This is a genomic window from Pseudomonas sessilinigenes (assembly GCF_003850565.1).
In the GTDB taxonomy this organism is placed as follows: Bacteria; Pseudomonadota; Gammaproteobacteria; order Pseudomonadales; family Pseudomonadaceae; genus Aquipseudomonas; species Aquipseudomonas sessilinigenes.
This window is the reverse complement of sequence record NZ_CP027706.1, coordinates 4,917,019-4,930,329: the sequence shown is the minus strand read 5'-3', so window position 1 is coordinate 4,930,329 and position 13,311 is coordinate 4,917,019. Positions and strand designations below refer to the sequence as shown.

General features: G+C 63.2%; 14 protein-coding genes. 7 read left to right on the top strand and 7 right to left on the bottom strand.

Annotated features, from left to right (window positions below; translation table 11 throughout):
• Positions 1 to 26: 26 nt before the first annotated feature.
• Positions 27 to 1,361: an ATP-binding protein gene (locus C4K39_RS22980; RefSeq protein ID WP_124347486.1), complete on the bottom strand. Its 1,335-nt coding sequence runs from the start codon at positions 1,359 to 1,361 to the stop codon at positions 27 to 29.
• Positions 1,358 to 2,068, bottom strand: a complete 711-nt coding sequence (locus C4K39_RS22975) for a response regulator (protein WP_068588861.1) — start codon at positions 2,066 to 2,068, stop codon at positions 1,358 to 1,360. The genes C4K39_RS22980 and C4K39_RS22975 overlap by 4 nt, the downstream gene beginning before the upstream one ends.
• A gap of 167 nt (positions 2,069 to 2,235) precedes the next feature.
• On the opposite strand from C4K39_RS22975, the gene C4K39_RS22970 reads away from it, so the two are divergent.
• Positions 2,236 to 2,559, top strand: coding sequence for a hypothetical protein (locus C4K39_RS22970; RefSeq protein WP_068588864.1), 324 nt, complete (start codon positions 2,236 to 2,238; stop codon positions 2,557 to 2,559).
• Positions 2,560 to 2,636: 77 nt separating this feature from the next.
• Here the strand turns inward: C4K39_RS22970 and C4K39_RS22960 are convergent, their stop codons facing one another.
• The gene (locus C4K39_RS22960) at positions 2,637 to 3,770 is read right to left on the bottom strand and encodes an MFS transporter (RefSeq protein WP_124347485.1); all 1,134 of its coding nucleotides are present in this window, start codon (positions 3,768 to 3,770) and stop codon (positions 2,637 to 2,639) included.
• 101 nt (positions 3,771 to 3,871) lie between these two features.
• Here C4K39_RS22960 and gcvA point away from each other — a divergent pair, with 101 nt between their 5' ends.
• Both gcvA and C4K39_RS22950 read left to right on the top strand, forming a co-directional pair.
• On the top strand, positions 3,872 to 4,801 hold the full coding sequence (gcvA, locus tag C4K39_RS22955) for a transcriptional regulator GcvA (RefSeq protein ID WP_124347484.1): 930 nt from the start codon (positions 3,872 to 3,874) through the stop codon (positions 4,799 to 4,801).
• Positions 4,802 to 4,872: 71 nt separating this feature from the next.
• A complete protein-coding gene (locus C4K39_RS22950) occupies positions 4,873 to 5,268 on the top strand; it encodes a hypothetical protein (RefSeq protein ID WP_124347483.1) in 396 nt (131 codons plus the stop codon).
• Positions 5,269 to 5,327: 59 nt separating this feature from the next.
• Here C4K39_RS22950 and C4K39_RS22945 read toward each other — a convergent pair whose 3' ends face one another.
• A complete protein-coding gene (locus tag C4K39_RS22945) occupies positions 5,328 to 5,939 on the bottom strand; it encodes a phospholipase D-like domain-containing protein (protein WP_164487313.1) in 612 nt (203 codons plus the stop codon).
• Between the two features lie 223 nt (positions 5,940 to 6,162).
• Here C4K39_RS22945 and C4K39_RS22940 point away from each other — a divergent pair, with 223 nt between their 5' ends.
• From C4K39_RS22940 to C4K39_RS22930, 3 genes are read left to right on the top strand one after another with little or no spacing between them, the layout of a single operon-like run.
• Entirely contained in the window at positions 6,163 to 8,085 is a 1,923-nt protein-coding gene (locus C4K39_RS22940) for an alkaline phosphatase D family protein (protein WP_124347481.1), read from the top strand.
• 37 nt (positions 8,086 to 8,122) lie between these two features.
• Positions 8,123 to 8,590, top strand: coding sequence for a hypothetical protein (locus tag C4K39_RS22935; protein WP_124347480.1), 468 nt, complete (start codon positions 8,123 to 8,125; stop codon positions 8,588 to 8,590).
• A gap of 12 nt (positions 8,591 to 8,602) precedes the next feature.
• Positions 8,603 to 8,968, top strand: a complete 366-nt coding sequence (locus C4K39_RS22930; protein ID WP_031320450.1) for a DUF7079 family protein — start codon at positions 8,603 to 8,605, stop codon at positions 8,966 to 8,968.
• A gap of 5 nt (positions 8,969 to 8,973) precedes the next feature.
• On the opposite strand, the gene C4K39_RS22925 is transcribed toward C4K39_RS22930, so the two are convergent.
• The 3 genes from C4K39_RS22925 to C4K39_RS22915 all read right to left on the bottom strand — a co-directional run bounded on the left by C4K39_RS22925 (position 8,974) and on the right by C4K39_RS22915 (position 12,663).
• Positions 8,974 to 9,576: a hypothetical protein gene (locus tag C4K39_RS22925; protein ID WP_124347479.1), complete on the bottom strand. Its 603-nt coding sequence runs from the start codon at positions 9,574 to 9,576 to the stop codon at positions 8,974 to 8,976.
• Positions 9,577 to 9,736: 160 nt separating this feature from the next.
• A complete protein-coding gene (locus tag C4K39_RS22920) occupies positions 9,737 to 11,782 on the bottom strand; it encodes a c-type cytochrome (protein WP_124347478.1) in 2,046 nt (681 codons plus the stop codon).
• 215 nt (positions 11,783 to 11,997) lie between these two features.
• Positions 11,998 to 12,663, bottom strand: coding sequence for an ArsR/SmtB family transcription factor (locus C4K39_RS22915; RefSeq protein ID WP_068588881.1), 666 nt, complete (start codon positions 12,661 to 12,663; stop codon positions 11,998 to 12,000).
• A gap of 108 nt (positions 12,664 to 12,771) precedes the next feature.
• Here C4K39_RS22915 and C4K39_RS22910 point away from each other — a divergent pair, with 108 nt between their 5' ends.
• The gene (locus C4K39_RS22910; protein WP_068588884.1) at positions 12,772 to 13,275 is read left to right on the top strand and encodes a DUF2938 domain-containing protein; all 504 of its coding nucleotides are present in this window, start codon (positions 12,772 to 12,774) and stop codon (positions 13,273 to 13,275) included.
• The last annotated feature ends 36 nt before the right edge of the window (positions 13,276 to 13,311 follow it).

Here is a 13,311-nt window from a genome sequence, read left to right as displayed (position 1 = left end):
CGACAAGAAGCACCCAGGTACAAGGGTTAGAGCGGCAGTTCCACCCGGGCCTCGAGCCCGCCGCCCTCGCGGTTGAACAGGCGCAAGCTGCCGCCATGCTCACGCACGATGGCCCGGGCCGCCGACAGGCCCAGGCCAACGCCGCCGGTGCTCTTGTTGCGTGACGTCTCCAGGCGGAAGAACGGCTCGAACACCTGCTCCAACGCCTCGGGTGCAATGCCCGGGCCACGATCCAGCACCCGCACCCGCACCTGCTCAGCACCCTGCTCGAGCACGATGGCCGGTTCGACGCCGTACTTGAGGGCGTTGTCCAGCAGGTTGGTCATCACCCGCTTGAGCCCCAGGGGCCTGCCGCCATACACCAGGCGCGGCGGGCCGCTGAAGGTGATTTCCAGGCCCTGGTCGCGATAATCGTCCACCAGGGTTTGCAGCAGTTCCGCCAGGTCGAACTGGGTCGCCTGTTCCAGGCGTGCATCGTCGCGAAAGAACTCCAGGGCCGAGTTGATCATGGCCTGCATCTCGTCCACATCGCGGAACAGCCGTTGCTGCTGGTCGGCATCCTCGATGAACTCGCCGCGCAGGCGCATGCGGGTCAAGGGCGTGCGCAGGTCATGGGAAATGGCCGCGAGCATCTGCGTACGGTCCTTGATGAAGTGCTGCAATTGCGCCTGCATGGCGTTGAACGCCAGGATCGCCTGGCGGATCTCGTGGGGGCCCACCGGCTCGATGGGTGGCGCGTGAAAGTCCAGGGCAAAGCGTCGTGCACCCAGGGCAAACTGCTGCAACGGCCTGGCCAGGCGGCGGGTGGCGATCAATGCCACCAGGCCGGTGGACACCAGCACCAGGGCGATAACGATCAGGTTGCGGGTACTCACATCCAGCCCCCAGCTGCGGGATGCCGAGGAAAACATCAGCCAGGATTGGTCGGTCAACTGCACCAATAGCGCGTAGCGGCCATTGGGCCCCGGCCAGTCGCTGGGCATGTAGGCCTCCATGCGCCGCGTAGGCGGCTCCAGCGCCTGGCGGATGCCCTCTCCCACGTACTCAGAGTCCTCGACGACCGGCAGATTGAAAGCCTCGCGAGTCGGCTGCCAGACCACGCTGGAATACTCATGGCTGACCGCTGCCGCCAGCCGTGCACGCTGGCCCGGCTCCGAGGCCTCGATCATCAGCACGATGGACGCCGAGTTCTCCAAAATTCCCGACTCTTCCAGGGACGGATAGGCCCAGACCCCGGCCAACTGCACGAACAGCGTATTGAAGGCCAGGGCCGTGAGCATGGCCATGATGATGGTCAGGGCGATCCAGCGCGCCACCGTATCGCGCAACCGATAGCGCCACAGCGACTTGAGGGCCTTCACTGGCGGGTCACGCTGGGGGTGAACAGGTAGCCGCCATTGCGTACCGTGCGGATCATCGCCGGGCGCTTGGTATCGAACTCCAGCTTGCGCCGCAAGCGGCTGACCTGGACATCGATGCTGCGGTCGAAGGCGTCATGGGCCTGGCCCCGGGCCAGGTCGAGCAATTGCTCGCGGGTGAGGATGCGCTGCGGGTGCTCGACGAACACCAGCAGCAAGTCGAACTCCCCCGCCGACAGCGGGATCATCACCTGGTCCGGCGAACGCAGTTCGCGCCGGGTCAGGTCCAGTTGCCAATCGGCGAAGCGGATCAACGGCCGTGGAACTTCGCTGGCCAGCGGCCGGCTCTCGCCGGAGCGGCGCAACACCGCGCGCACCCGCGCCAGCAGCTCGCGAGCATCGAAGGGTTTGCCCAGGTAATCGTCGGCGCCCATCTCCAGGCCCACCACCCGGTCGCTCAACTCGCCCATGGCGGTGAGCATGATCACCGGCGTGGCATGCTGCAGCCGCAGGCGCTGGCACAGGGTCAGGCCGTTATCGCCGGGGAGCATCAGGTCGAGGATGATCAGGTCCGGCACCTCCCGTTCCAGGGCCGCCCACAACCCAACGCCATCGGTGGCCACGCTGACTTGGTAGCCCTGTTGGACAAAGAATTTCTTCAGCAGGGCGAGGACTTCGACGTCGTCGTCCACGATCAAGAGACGGCTCACCGGCGGGGATCACTTCAACTGGAAAGGAGCGTTATCTAAAACCATTCGCCGCGTCACGTCATATATTTCAACCCGGTAACAAACCTGCAACGCTGCAATAAAGCAGACATCTTTGCGCAAGGTTCGGCTGTCAGCATCGGCCTCCCACTACTGGAGAACAGCCGACCATGCACCTGATCAAGAACACCTCGGCGCCCGCCCCAGCCATTCGCGAAGAACTGCCCGAACCCTGCCTCACCCATTCGGCCCTGACGCTGCTGCAACGGGTGACCAAGCTCGACGACGCCAGCCTGCATTGCCGCGAGGTCAGCCTGCGCCTGTCGGACGATCAGAACCACCTGGTGCTGACCCGCTACAGCGAGCACTACAGCCCCCAAGGCATGGAATGGGTGGAGCGCAAGCATCGGGTCTCGGTCACCGACCTGCTGCGCTGGGTCATCGAACAGGGCCAGCCCCAAAGCGTCGAACGCGGCGACGACCGACAGGCGTAAAGACAGCGGCAAGCTTCAAGATTAAAGCTTGGAGCTTGGAGCTTGGAGCTTGGAGCTTGGAGCTTGGAGCTTGGAGTTTAGATTCCGCTGTTTGCATCGGGCTTCCGGCACGCCAACGCACTCAGTGCCAGGCACACTGCCGCCAGCGAATACACCCACGCCGTGGAGGCCACCGGCAGTAACATGCCGGCGATCAGCGGGCCGAGCCCGGCGCCGATATCCCGCCATACCGCATTGGCCGCCAGGGCTCGCACTCGTCCCGCGCCCGGGTGCCGCTGGGCCACCACTGTCACGACTAGCGGCAGTTGCAGGGCCCGCAGTATCAATACCAGGGCGCCGCCGACGATCAGCCAGTGGCAACCGAACCCCACCAGGGCCACGCAGGTCAGCAGCGAAAAGACGATCAGCATCCGCGTCGCGCCAAAGCGTTGCGCGGCGATGCCGCCCAGGGGGCTGAGGAGCATTTCCGAGACATAGCGCAGGGCCAACAGCGCACCCGCTACCAGCAACGCGTTGCCGGCCATTAGTTGTTCGGCCTGCAACGACAGGCCAATGATGAACAGCCCGTCCAGCACCAGACCTTCGATGAAGGACCACAGCGCCACGCTGTCGGGACGCTGCAAGCGCCGGCCGGAATGGGCCAGTGGATGAGGCCTGCCAGGCAGGCCGAAGGCCAGCAGCATGGCGAGCAGCGAGGTCAGGGCCATGAGCCCGAAGATCACCCGCGGGCCGTATTCGACGCTGACCAGTGCACCGATGGGCAAGGCCAGCATCGGCCCGGTGGCGATCAGCGCGCGGGAGCGGCCGGTGCGGCGGGCGGCGCCCGTGGGCTCGGCAGTGGCCATGACCTGGGTCGAGAGGTTGAGGGCGGCGTAACTCAGGCCCCAACCCAGGCGCAGCAGCAACAACCACCAGAAGCCCGATAGCGTGGCGTAGCCCAGGGCGCACAACGCGGCGGTCGCAGCGGCCAGCACGCACACCGGGCGGTCGCCGTGCCGGGCATAGAAGCGCATCACCTGGCCGTAGCCGAAGATCCGCACCAGGCGGTTGGCGGCCAGCAGCAAGCCGGCCTCGGCCAGGGTCACGCCGAAGGCTTCGTGCTGCATGGGCAGCAACAGGTACAGCAGGACATCACCAGGTAAGCACAGGCCGAGGATGCTGGCGCAACGGGCAGAGTCTTGATCGGTACGGCGAAGCGAAGTATCGGGCATGTCAGGCAAACCGGCAGATCGTGAACCCGATGCAGCGTGCCGCCCGTGGCCCGCGCTGACAAACGCTTTATTTGCGCCGTATAGGTAACTAAATTAGACACATGATCAGCGACCTGCCCCCTCTGAACGCGGTCCGCGCCTTTGCCGCGGCCGCCCGCCACGAAAGCTTCAGCCGCGCGGCGGATGAGTTGCACGTGAGCCACAGCGCCATCAGCCGGCATATCAAATTGCTGGAGGAACACCTGGGCGTGCTGCTGTTCGAGCGTCGCATCCGCCAGTCGGTCCTCACCCCGGCCGGACAGGCTTTCTATGAGCAGGTCAGCGTGGCCCTGACCCAGATCGCCCAGGCCGCCACCGCCCTGCGCCAGGGTGCGGCGCTGCGCAAGGTGACCATCAATGTGCGACCGTCCTTCGCCGTGCGTTGGCTGATTCCGCGCCTGCCGCAGTTCATGGCGCAGTACCCGCAGATCCATCCGGAAGTGGTGACCAGCACCCTGCCCCCCGACCCGGCCCGGGAAACCTTCGACCTGGTAATCCGCCGTGGGCGCTCGGGGTGGGCGGCAGCGCTGCAACCGCAACGCCTGCTGGACGACGAAATCCTGGTGGTGGCCGCCCCCGCGCTCTTGCACGACACCCCCTTGCACAGCCCCAAGGACCTGGCACGCCATACCCTGCTGGTCAGCCGCACCCGGCTCAGCGATTGGTCGAAATGGCTCGAGCACTGCCGGCTCAAGCCGCTGCGCAACCCGCCAACCCTGCATTTTGACCATATGCACTTCGTGCTCCAGGCCTGCGTCGACGGCCTCGGCTTGAGCCTGTGCCCCGCCTCGCTGCTGGCCAAGGACCTGGCCAGCGGCCGGCTGGTCTGCCCGCTGCCACAATTACGCCAGCCCCTGACCCACTATTACTACGCCTTGGCCTGCGACGCCGCACCCGAGGCCCAGGTGTTCATCAACTGGATGCAGGCCCAGATCCAGCACGATGCGATTCACAACCCGGCCCAGCTGCCGGCGCGTCATAGCGGCCACTGAAGCGGCCCGGCAAATCACCCAAGTGTGTGATTGCGGTACAGCAGCGGCGCAATTACAGCGTGTGTCAGCACTTGCATTCGCGCTCACCCTGCATAGCACCGCCGGCCATTGCCACGGCGCTCTTTCATCGCCCAAGCCGGGAGTGCCCCTGGCGGCGCTTCGTCGAGGCGCTATCGATCCAGTGGCTCACCCCCAAGGCGGGGTTCTTCTTCCTTGCCGTGTTCCCGCAGTTGATCCAGCCCGAGGGCAACTACCTGCGTCAGTTCCTGTTGCTGGTGGCCAGCTACGGCCTGCTGGTGAGGGTGGTGCACAGCAAGCACCTATGCCGGCCTGGCCAACGGATCCCGGGGCTGGCTGTCCAGCCGGCGCCGAGTGCGGATCGCCGGCAGGCTCTCGGGGAGAGCCTTCCTGGGCCTCGAGGTGATGATGGCCACTGCCAGTCAATGAGCGGCATGTTTCGCTCTTGAGTACCGGCTACTTGTTGGCGTCCCGTTTCATAAGCGACCGGTCCAAAGAGGAGGATTATTTAGTCTTTCCACTGATCGAAGCTTTCAAGATCTTCCAGTTTCATGACTTCATTATAAATTGCCATTAGCCGCTCATCTTCCTTGGGCTGGGGATAGCGAGGATTGACCTGCGCGATAATTGGCGAAAAGGGATCATCTGGAACAGGATCAGCCAGTCCACCAAAAACCTTATTCAACTGGTACTTGCCCACCCAGATAACAACATCACACTCAAAGTTGAAAAAAGTATCTGTCTCACTTACTGCCGGCCTGGTCATATTCGAACTACCAACGATGCCCGCAATGGGAACACCATTGATGAGAAACAGGGCCACCTTGGCATGCCAATTTTTGTCTTTGGCAATATAGGCCTCAAACCCCACCCCTTCTGCATTCAAGCGCTTCAAAAAGTTTTTATAAGAGGGAAACCATACATCTTCAGAATCAACCTGTTGAGTTTTTTTATCGACCTTAAACTTCCCAGCAATAAAATTTATTTTAAATTTCTCATTATCAGCCTTGGACTTCAGGGCTTGCAAAACATCATCATCAAGAACCGAATAACCCCATAAATCTTCCTGAAAATAACCTGAGCACAAAACAACTTCATTCACAGCCTCAAACTTGAGCATCCTGAGCAGATATCTTTTGAAGTAGCTAAGACGTTTAGAGTTTCGCAGAAGAATATTGAAGCCCATAAATTCCCTATAAAAAATCCGATAAAAAACTCTACAAACTCTGAAGTACCTTCCCTGCTGCCAGCAGTGACTCGCCGCAGGAGTTCACATTACGCTTTATTGACAAAGACTACGGTAGTATCCCGAGCAATTTTTTTGACAAGGCTACTTCTGGCACATGCCCTCTTCCGACTCTGGTGCTCTCCCTCCCGTACTCGCCGGCCCGCTGTTGCGCCGCCTGGAACCGGGCCGGCTGGTGTTGTGGCTGGTGGGCTCGCAGCCTTTGTCCCTGACCCTGCAACTGCAGGCCGAAGGTGCGGCCATGCAGGAACTGGCCCTGGATGAATACCAGTGCCAGGTCATCGCCGTGGGCCAAGAAGCCTATATCCACCTGATCGACGTGAGCCTGGACGCGACCCTGCCCGAGGATCTGCCGATCGCCTATGACCTGCTGATCAGCGATGCACAGCACGGCCTCCAGGGCATGGCCGATTGGGCGCCCCACTTGCTCTATGGTAATGCGCAGCGGGCCGAATTCGTGCTCCACAGCCGCATCGACAACCTGCTCCACGGCTCCTGCCGAAAACCCCATCACCCGGCCCCCGACGGCCTGCTATGCGCCGACCGCCTGTTGGCGCAAAAACCGGCGACCCAAGACCGCCCCGCATTGCTGCTGATGACCGGCGACCAGATCTACGCCGACGATGTGGCTGGCCCCATGCTGCGGGCCATCCATGCCCTGATCGAACGCCTGGGCCTGTTCGACGAACAGCTCGAAGGCGCCGTGGTGGAAGACAGCCAGGCGCTCTACTGCCACCACGCCAGCTACTACCAGCGAGCCGAGTTGCTCCCCGCGCTCAAGAGCAACGAGACCCTGCGCGAGCGGTTCTTCGGCGGAGTGAAGAAGCCGATCTTCACCAGCAGCAGCGCCGACAATCACCTGGTGACCTTCGCCGAGGTGCTGGCCATGTACCTGCTGGCCTGGTCGCCGGTGCCCTGGAGCCTGATCGCGCCCCAGATGCCGCAACTGAGCCCGCAGCACCAGGCGCGCTATGCCAGGGAGCAGCGGCATATCGAGGCCTTCGTCGCCGGCCTGGACGGCGCGGCGCGGGTCTTCGCCCACCTGTCGTGCCTGATGATCTTCGACGACCACGACATCACCGACGACTGGAACCTCAGCGCCCAATGGGAAGAAACCGCCTACGGCCATCCCTTCTCCAAACGCATCATCGGCAATGCCCTGCTGGCCTACATGCTGTGCCAGGGCTGGGGCAACAACCCCGACGCCTTCCCGGCATTGCTGGAGCAGACCCAGGCCCTGAGCGCCAGCGCGCAAGGTAATCGGCAACTGGACCGGCGACTGCACGACCCGTTGCTCGAGCAACTGCTGCGCTTTGCCCAGTGGCAGTACGTACTGCCCAGCACCCCGGCCCTGGTGGTGCTGGACACCCGTACCCGGCGCTGGCGCAGCGAGTTCAGCCTGGGCCAGCCTTCGGGCCTGCTGGACTGGGAAGCCTTGAGCGAACTGCAACACGAACTGCTGGACCACCCTTCGGCGATCATCGTTTCGCCGGCGCCGATCTTCGGCGTCAAGCTGATCGAAACCGTGCAGAAGGTCTTCAGCTGGTGTGGCTACCCGCTGCTGGTGGACGCGGAAAACTGGATGGCCCATCGCGGTTCGGCCCAGGTGATCCTGAATATCTTCCGCCACTCACGCACCCCGGGCAGCTACGTGATCCTCTCCGGCGACGTGCACTACTCCTTCGTCTACGAAGTGCTGATCCGCCATCGCCAGGGCGGCCCGCGGATCTGGCAGGTCACCAGCAGCGGCATCAAGAATGAATTCCCCGCAACCCTGCTGGACTGGTTCGACCGCCTCAACCGCTGGCTCTACTCGCCCCGCTCGCCGTTGAACTGGTTCACCAGGCGCCGGCGCATGAAGGTCATCCCCCATGTGCCCGAGCATGCCAAGGCCGGTGAACGGTTGTGGAACTCTTCCGGGCTGGGCCAGGTGTTCTTCGACGACCAGGGCCAGCCCACGGCCATCTACCAGCACAATGCCAACGGCCGCGAGCCGACACGGATGATCGCACCAAGATAGAATCGCCATTCGCCGGCAACCAGGAAGGACCCGCCCGATGGAAAAACAACCGCTGTATCGCAAGGTCAACACGCGGACCCACGGCGTGCACCACAAGATCCATCCGGCCTATGCCCAGCAGCGCCACAGCAAGGCCCTGGCCGCCAAGGAGCAGCAGCGCGGCAGCATGCATTCCGGGCTGCGCCTGGGGCTGGACTACACGCCGCTGTTCCGCTTCTTGCTCAGCCGAGTGGGCGCCCCCTGGGATGCGGTGTTCAGTGAGGCCAAGAGCCGCCTGGACCGCGAAGACCCGGTGTTCTGGCTGGTGGCCCGGCATGAACACGAACGCGAGGACTACGTGCGCATCGGCCACTTCAGTTTCTTCAGCGGCTTGTACGTCGACGCCCAGGGGTTGCTGCAAATGGTCGATCCGCAACTGCGCGCAGCGCACATGAGCCCCGACTGCCCCTGCTGTACCCACACCCTGAACGGGGTGCCCTTCGGCTTGCCCTACCAGCGCTCCTGAGTCCATTCAACCATGCCTAGCAACCCCATTACCCAGGAACAGTTGGACGAGATCCGCTATGTGCTGTCGGATGCCTTCGTCGACAACCAGGTGGACTATGCCTACATCGCCCGGCAGACCCAGGCCTACGAGCGGGCCGAGATCGAGCGCATCCTCTACTGCGAGGTGGCGCCGGTGTGCTACGTCAACCTGATGGCGGTGATCCCGGAAATCTGGATGGGTTTCGAGCGCACCTCGCTCCTGGCGGATATCGAAGAAAGCCTGCAGCGACGTCGCAACAGCCGCTGGCAAGCCTTTGTCGATCATCTGTATATCCGCTGGATCCGCTACAGCGGTGGCTATATCTGGAAGGAAATCTGCCAGCACTACCCAGGCTGAACCCCCTACCAGTGATCTCTTATCCGAGCATCGGGGCTGCAGTAGTCGCTGGAGTGCAGCCCTACAGGCTCGGCCTGCATCCGCCCCTGCTCATCGATCTTGCGCAGCAGCGCGGTGCATTGCTGGTCCTGCAGGAACACCAGCTGGTAGGTCGCGCCAGCCTCAGGCACGAAGCTCACGCTCTGCTCACAGACGGCGCGGAAATTCTCCAGCTGCCCGGGTTCGCTGTTGTAGAACATCAGGGCGAAGGGACGATTGGCCGGGAGCTTGAGTTCATTGGCGCCAAAACCTTCCTGGCGCCGCATACGGTCGGTCTCGGCGCTCATGGGAATGCCCAGGCTGCGGAACTTGGGATTGGCAATGCCGCGATGCGGCTTGACCATCACGCCCGAGCCCGGTTTGCGCCAGTCGATGCAATCGCTGTATGGCACGCCACGGACCGAGCCCTGAGACACGATGCGGATCAATGCAGTGTCACCGGCATCCGCCGGAACGCGATAACTGACGGTAGTGGCCTTGAGGGTCGAGACGAAGGTGCAACCGCCCAGGCCCAGGGTCAGGGTCAGGGTCAGGGTCAGGCCGAGCAACACCACAGAGGGAAACCGCATGATTCATCCTTGGGGGGAGCGACCATCGGTGGCCGCAAAAGGATGGCGATCTTAACTCGGCGTGATCGGCCTGCCACAGGTTTTTCGCCGCTCGAAAACCGCGGCTACGGGCTACTCAAGCCAGTCATGGCGGCTACCGAAGTAGCCGCCATGGCTAGGGTCAGTAGCGAGCGTCCGCCGGCCGGCCACCGTTCGGCCAATCCTTGACCTTGTCCGGGAAGTCCGGACGCGGTTGATGGGAGAAGTACTCGGCCACATCCAGGGCTTCCTGGTCCGAGAGGCCACCCTGGCCCAGGGGGAACTTCTCGTGGAAGCCGATCGGCATGTTGCGCTTGACGAAGGCCGCGGCGGTGTAGGTACGGGCCATGCCGGCGCCGATGTTGAACGACTCGTCGCCCCACAGCGGCGGGAAGATCAGGCTGCCGTCGGCACGCTTCAGGCCTTCGCCATCAGCGCCATGGCACACCGCGCACTGCTTGGCGTACACCTGCTTGCCATTCTCGGCGTTGGGCTTGAGGGCGGGATCGATCTTGCCCACGCCACGCCCGGCCACCTTGTCCTCGGGACGGGTGTTCATCTTCATCCACTCGAAGTAGGCCACCATGGCTTGCATGTCCGGGCCAGCCACCGGCAGCGGCTTGCCGTGCATGGAGCGGCGGAAGCAACCGTTGATGCGCTCTTCCAGGGTGATGGTCTTGCCCGCCCGTGGCGCGTAGCCGGGGAAGAATGCCGAGACACCGACAAAAGGCGAACCATCGGCCACGGTGCCAGCGTTGAGGTGGCAGCTGGTGCAGTTCAGCGAGTTGCCGACGTTGTCCGGCAGCAGGGCCTTGGTCTCCAGGTGCAGGCGCATGCCGCGCACCAGTTGCTCGGCGTTCGGCGCCGCCAACAGGTTGGCCAGGCGTGGGGTTTCAAACGGCGTGCTCTCCACTTGCGGGCTCAGTTGGGCACGCATTTTCTTGACCTGGTTGGCGTCGATGGCCGAACCCTGGTTGCCCCAGCTGCTGCGGACGAAAGTCAGGATCTCGGCGATTTCCTCATCGGCCAGTTGGGCAAAGCCCGGCATGGTGTAGACCCGTGGATGGGCCGCGGTCTGGGCGGTCTTCCAGCCGGTCAGGGTGATGTGCAGCAAGGACGTCGGGTTGCTCGATGCCACGCTGGGGTTGCCCGCCAGGGACGGGAACATCTGCGGTACGCCGGCACCATCCTGGCGGTGGCAGTCGGAGCAGAACTGCGCATAACCCAGGCCACCACGAGAGGTGAACAGGTTGCTCGGCGGTGCTGCCGGGGCCTGGACCTCGGACGGCATCGGCAGGTCATCCTTGCCCGCCGGCAGCGACTTGAGATAGGCCGCAATGGCGGTCAGGTCGGCATCGGTGAAGTGCTGGGTACTGTGGTGGATCACATCGGCCATGTTGCCCGAGACCGTGGCGAAGCGGTTCTGCCCGGTCTTGAGCAGTTGCACGGTGTCTTCCACGGTCCACAGGTTGCGCAGGCTCAGGGCGCGCCACTCTTCTACCGTTTCCCCGGCCAGGTAATGCTGGCCACCGGATTCGGTGTCGCTCATGGCCTTCTCCTGGAAGGCGATGCCCCGTGGGGTGTGGCAGGAACCGCAATGGCCCAGGCCCTGGACCAGGTAAGCGCCACGGTTGAGCTGTTCGTCACGCTGGGGATCGGGCTTGAAGGGCTGTTTGTCGACGAAGGCGAAGTTCCAGAACCACAGGCCCCAGCGCTGGTTGAAGGGGAAGCCCATGTCGGCCTCCAGGTTGCCCTGGGCCACCGGCTCCACGCCATTCATCAGGTAGGCAAAGAGCGCTCGCATGTCCTCTTCGGTCATCTTCGCGTAGGACGGGTACGGCATGGCCGGGTACAAATGGCTGCCGTCAGGGGTCACGCCTTCGCGCATGGCGCGGTCGAACTGTTCGAAGCTGTAGGCGCCGATGCCAGTTGCCTTGTCCGGGGTGATGTTGCTGGAGTAGATGGTGCCCATGGGCGTCTTCAGCTCCAGGCCGCCGGCCATGACGGCGCCGCCACGGGCGGTATGGCAAGCGATGCAGTCGCCGAGCTGGGCCACATACTGGCCACGCTGGATCGTTTCGGCATCGGGGGTGGGGGCAGCTGCCGGAGCAGGCTCGCTACCGTGGGCAGAATGTACGCAGAGCAACGCAGCGCCCAGGAGGCACAAGCGTGACAGAGAAAAAGCCATCAGGTTATTCCTTTAAAACCCGCCTGGGGTGATCCCCTCGGCCGATATCCGCAAAGGTTTTTATTGGTTATCTCGGGCCCTTGGGAGGTAGGCCCGGGGCCCGGTACCTTGTGGGTCCGAGCCTGAGTCCCTTGTAGCGGATTTCTCTGAAAACCCTGTTGATATGGATCATGCACCTGTAGGCAATGGCCTAAACGCCCCCTGGTACGACGTTTTTACTCGGTCGTTTCCACGCCCAGTCCAGCGGCCTGCCAGTCGGTGAACCCCTCGTCCAGGCGCCGCACCTTGAAGCCCCTGGCCCGCAACAACGCCGCTGCGTTGTGCGAGAGCACGCAATAAGGGCCGCGGCAGTAGGCCACCAACTCTTGTTCCGACGGTAGCTCCGCCAGGCGCAGTTCCAGTTCCTCCACCGGGATATTGATCGCCCCCGGCAGGTGCCCCTGGGCAAACTCCTCCGGCGAACGCACATCCAGCAAGGTCATGCCGCCCTCTTGCAGGCGCTGGCGCAACTCGTCCCGGGAGATCCCTTCCAAGCGCGCCGGTTGCTGGACGCTATCGCTGAGCAGCTCGCGGATCTGCCCATGGTTGTAGTCCACATACCGGCGCAAGGCATCGAGCAAGCCCGCCACCGGGCCCTGGGCCAGGCTGTAGAGCACGCGCTTGCCATCACGCCGGGTCTGCACGAAACCGCCGCGACGCAGCTGCTGCAGGTGCTGGGAAGTATTGGCTACCGAAAGGCCTGAGGCCTCCACCAGGCGCTCCACCGGCTGCTCGCCGCGAGCGATGTGCTCCAGCAGGATCAGGCGATGGTGATGCCCGAGGATGCGCGCCAGCTCGGCCATGTCGGCCAGCGGCTGCTGTGGGGAAAGCGAATCGATCATTGACAGTTCCTGCTGCTTTATTGATCATTCAATCATTAAATTGAATGAAATCTTACCACGGAATACCTGGCACTGTACTGCCAGGCTCCCGTATCTGAAGGAGTCCTTATGCATGCACTCATGGCGTTGATCTTACCGGCACTGGCGATCGGTGTCGGCGCAACCGTGGTCCTGGATCTCTGGAACCTGTTCCTGGCCCGGTTCCTGAACATGCCCGGCCCCAACTGGGCCATGGTCGGACGCTGGATCGGCCACTTCCCCAAGGGCCGGTTCGTGCACCAGAACATTGCCCAGGCCGCACCAGTCGCTGGTGAACAAGCGTTGGGCTGGTTGGCCCACTACCTGATCGGGATCGCTTTCGCGGTACTGTTGCTGCTGACCCAGGCCCCGCAATGGCCGTTGCAACCGACCCTGGCCCCGGCGCTGATCGTCGGCGTGCTGACGGTGGCCGCGCCGTTCTTCCTGATGCAGCCGTGCATGGGCGCCGGAGTCGCGGCCAGCAAGACGCCCAAGCCGAGCGTGGCCCGGCTGCGCAGCCTGGTCGGCCACTCGGTGTTCGGCCTGGGCTTGTACGGTTCGGCCATGACCTGGGCCTGGGTGATGGGACAGTAAGGGATGCCGGACTTATCTAGGGTCTGTTGCCATTTC

Coding starts and splice junctions, on each gene's coding strand:
- C4K39_RS22970 (WP_068588864.1), top strand. CDS start 2,236: ATGCACCTGATCAAGAACACCTCGGCGCCCGCCCCAGCCATTCGCGAA.
- C4K39_RS22960 (WP_124347485.1), bottom strand. CDS start 3,770: ATGCCCGATACTTCGCTTCGCCGTACCGATCAAGACTCTGCCCGTTGC.
- gcvA (WP_124347484.1), top strand. CDS start 3,872: ATGATCAGCGACCTGCCCCCTCTGAACGCGGTCCGCGCCTTTGCCGCG.
- C4K39_RS22945 (WP_164487313.1), bottom strand. CDS start 5,939: ATGCTCAAGTTTGAGGCTGTGAATGAAGTTGTTTTGTGCTCAGGTTAT.
- C4K39_RS22940 (WP_124347481.1), top strand. CDS start 6,163: ATGCCCTCTTCCGACTCTGGTGCTCTCCCTCCCGTACTCGCCGGCCCG.
- C4K39_RS22935 (WP_124347480.1), top strand. CDS start 8,123: ATGGAAAAACAACCGCTGTATCGCAAGGTCAACACGCGGACCCACGGC.
- C4K39_RS22930 (WP_031320450.1), top strand. CDS start 8,603: ATGCCTAGCAACCCCATTACCCAGGAACAGTTGGACGAGATCCGCTAT.
- C4K39_RS22925 (WP_124347479.1), bottom strand. CDS start 9,576: ATGCGGTTTCCCTCTGTGGTGTTGCTCGGCCTGACCCTGACCCTGACC.
- C4K39_RS22920 (WP_124347478.1), bottom strand. CDS start 11,782: ATGGCTTTTTCTCTGTCACGCTTGTGCCTCCTGGGCGCTGCGTTGCTC.
- C4K39_RS22915 (WP_068588881.1), bottom strand. CDS start 12,663: ATGATCGATTCGCTTTCCCCACAGCAGCCGCTGGCCGACATGGCCGAG.
- C4K39_RS22910 (WP_068588884.1), top strand. CDS start 12,772: ATGCATGCACTCATGGCGTTGATCTTACCGGCACTGGCGATCGGTGTC.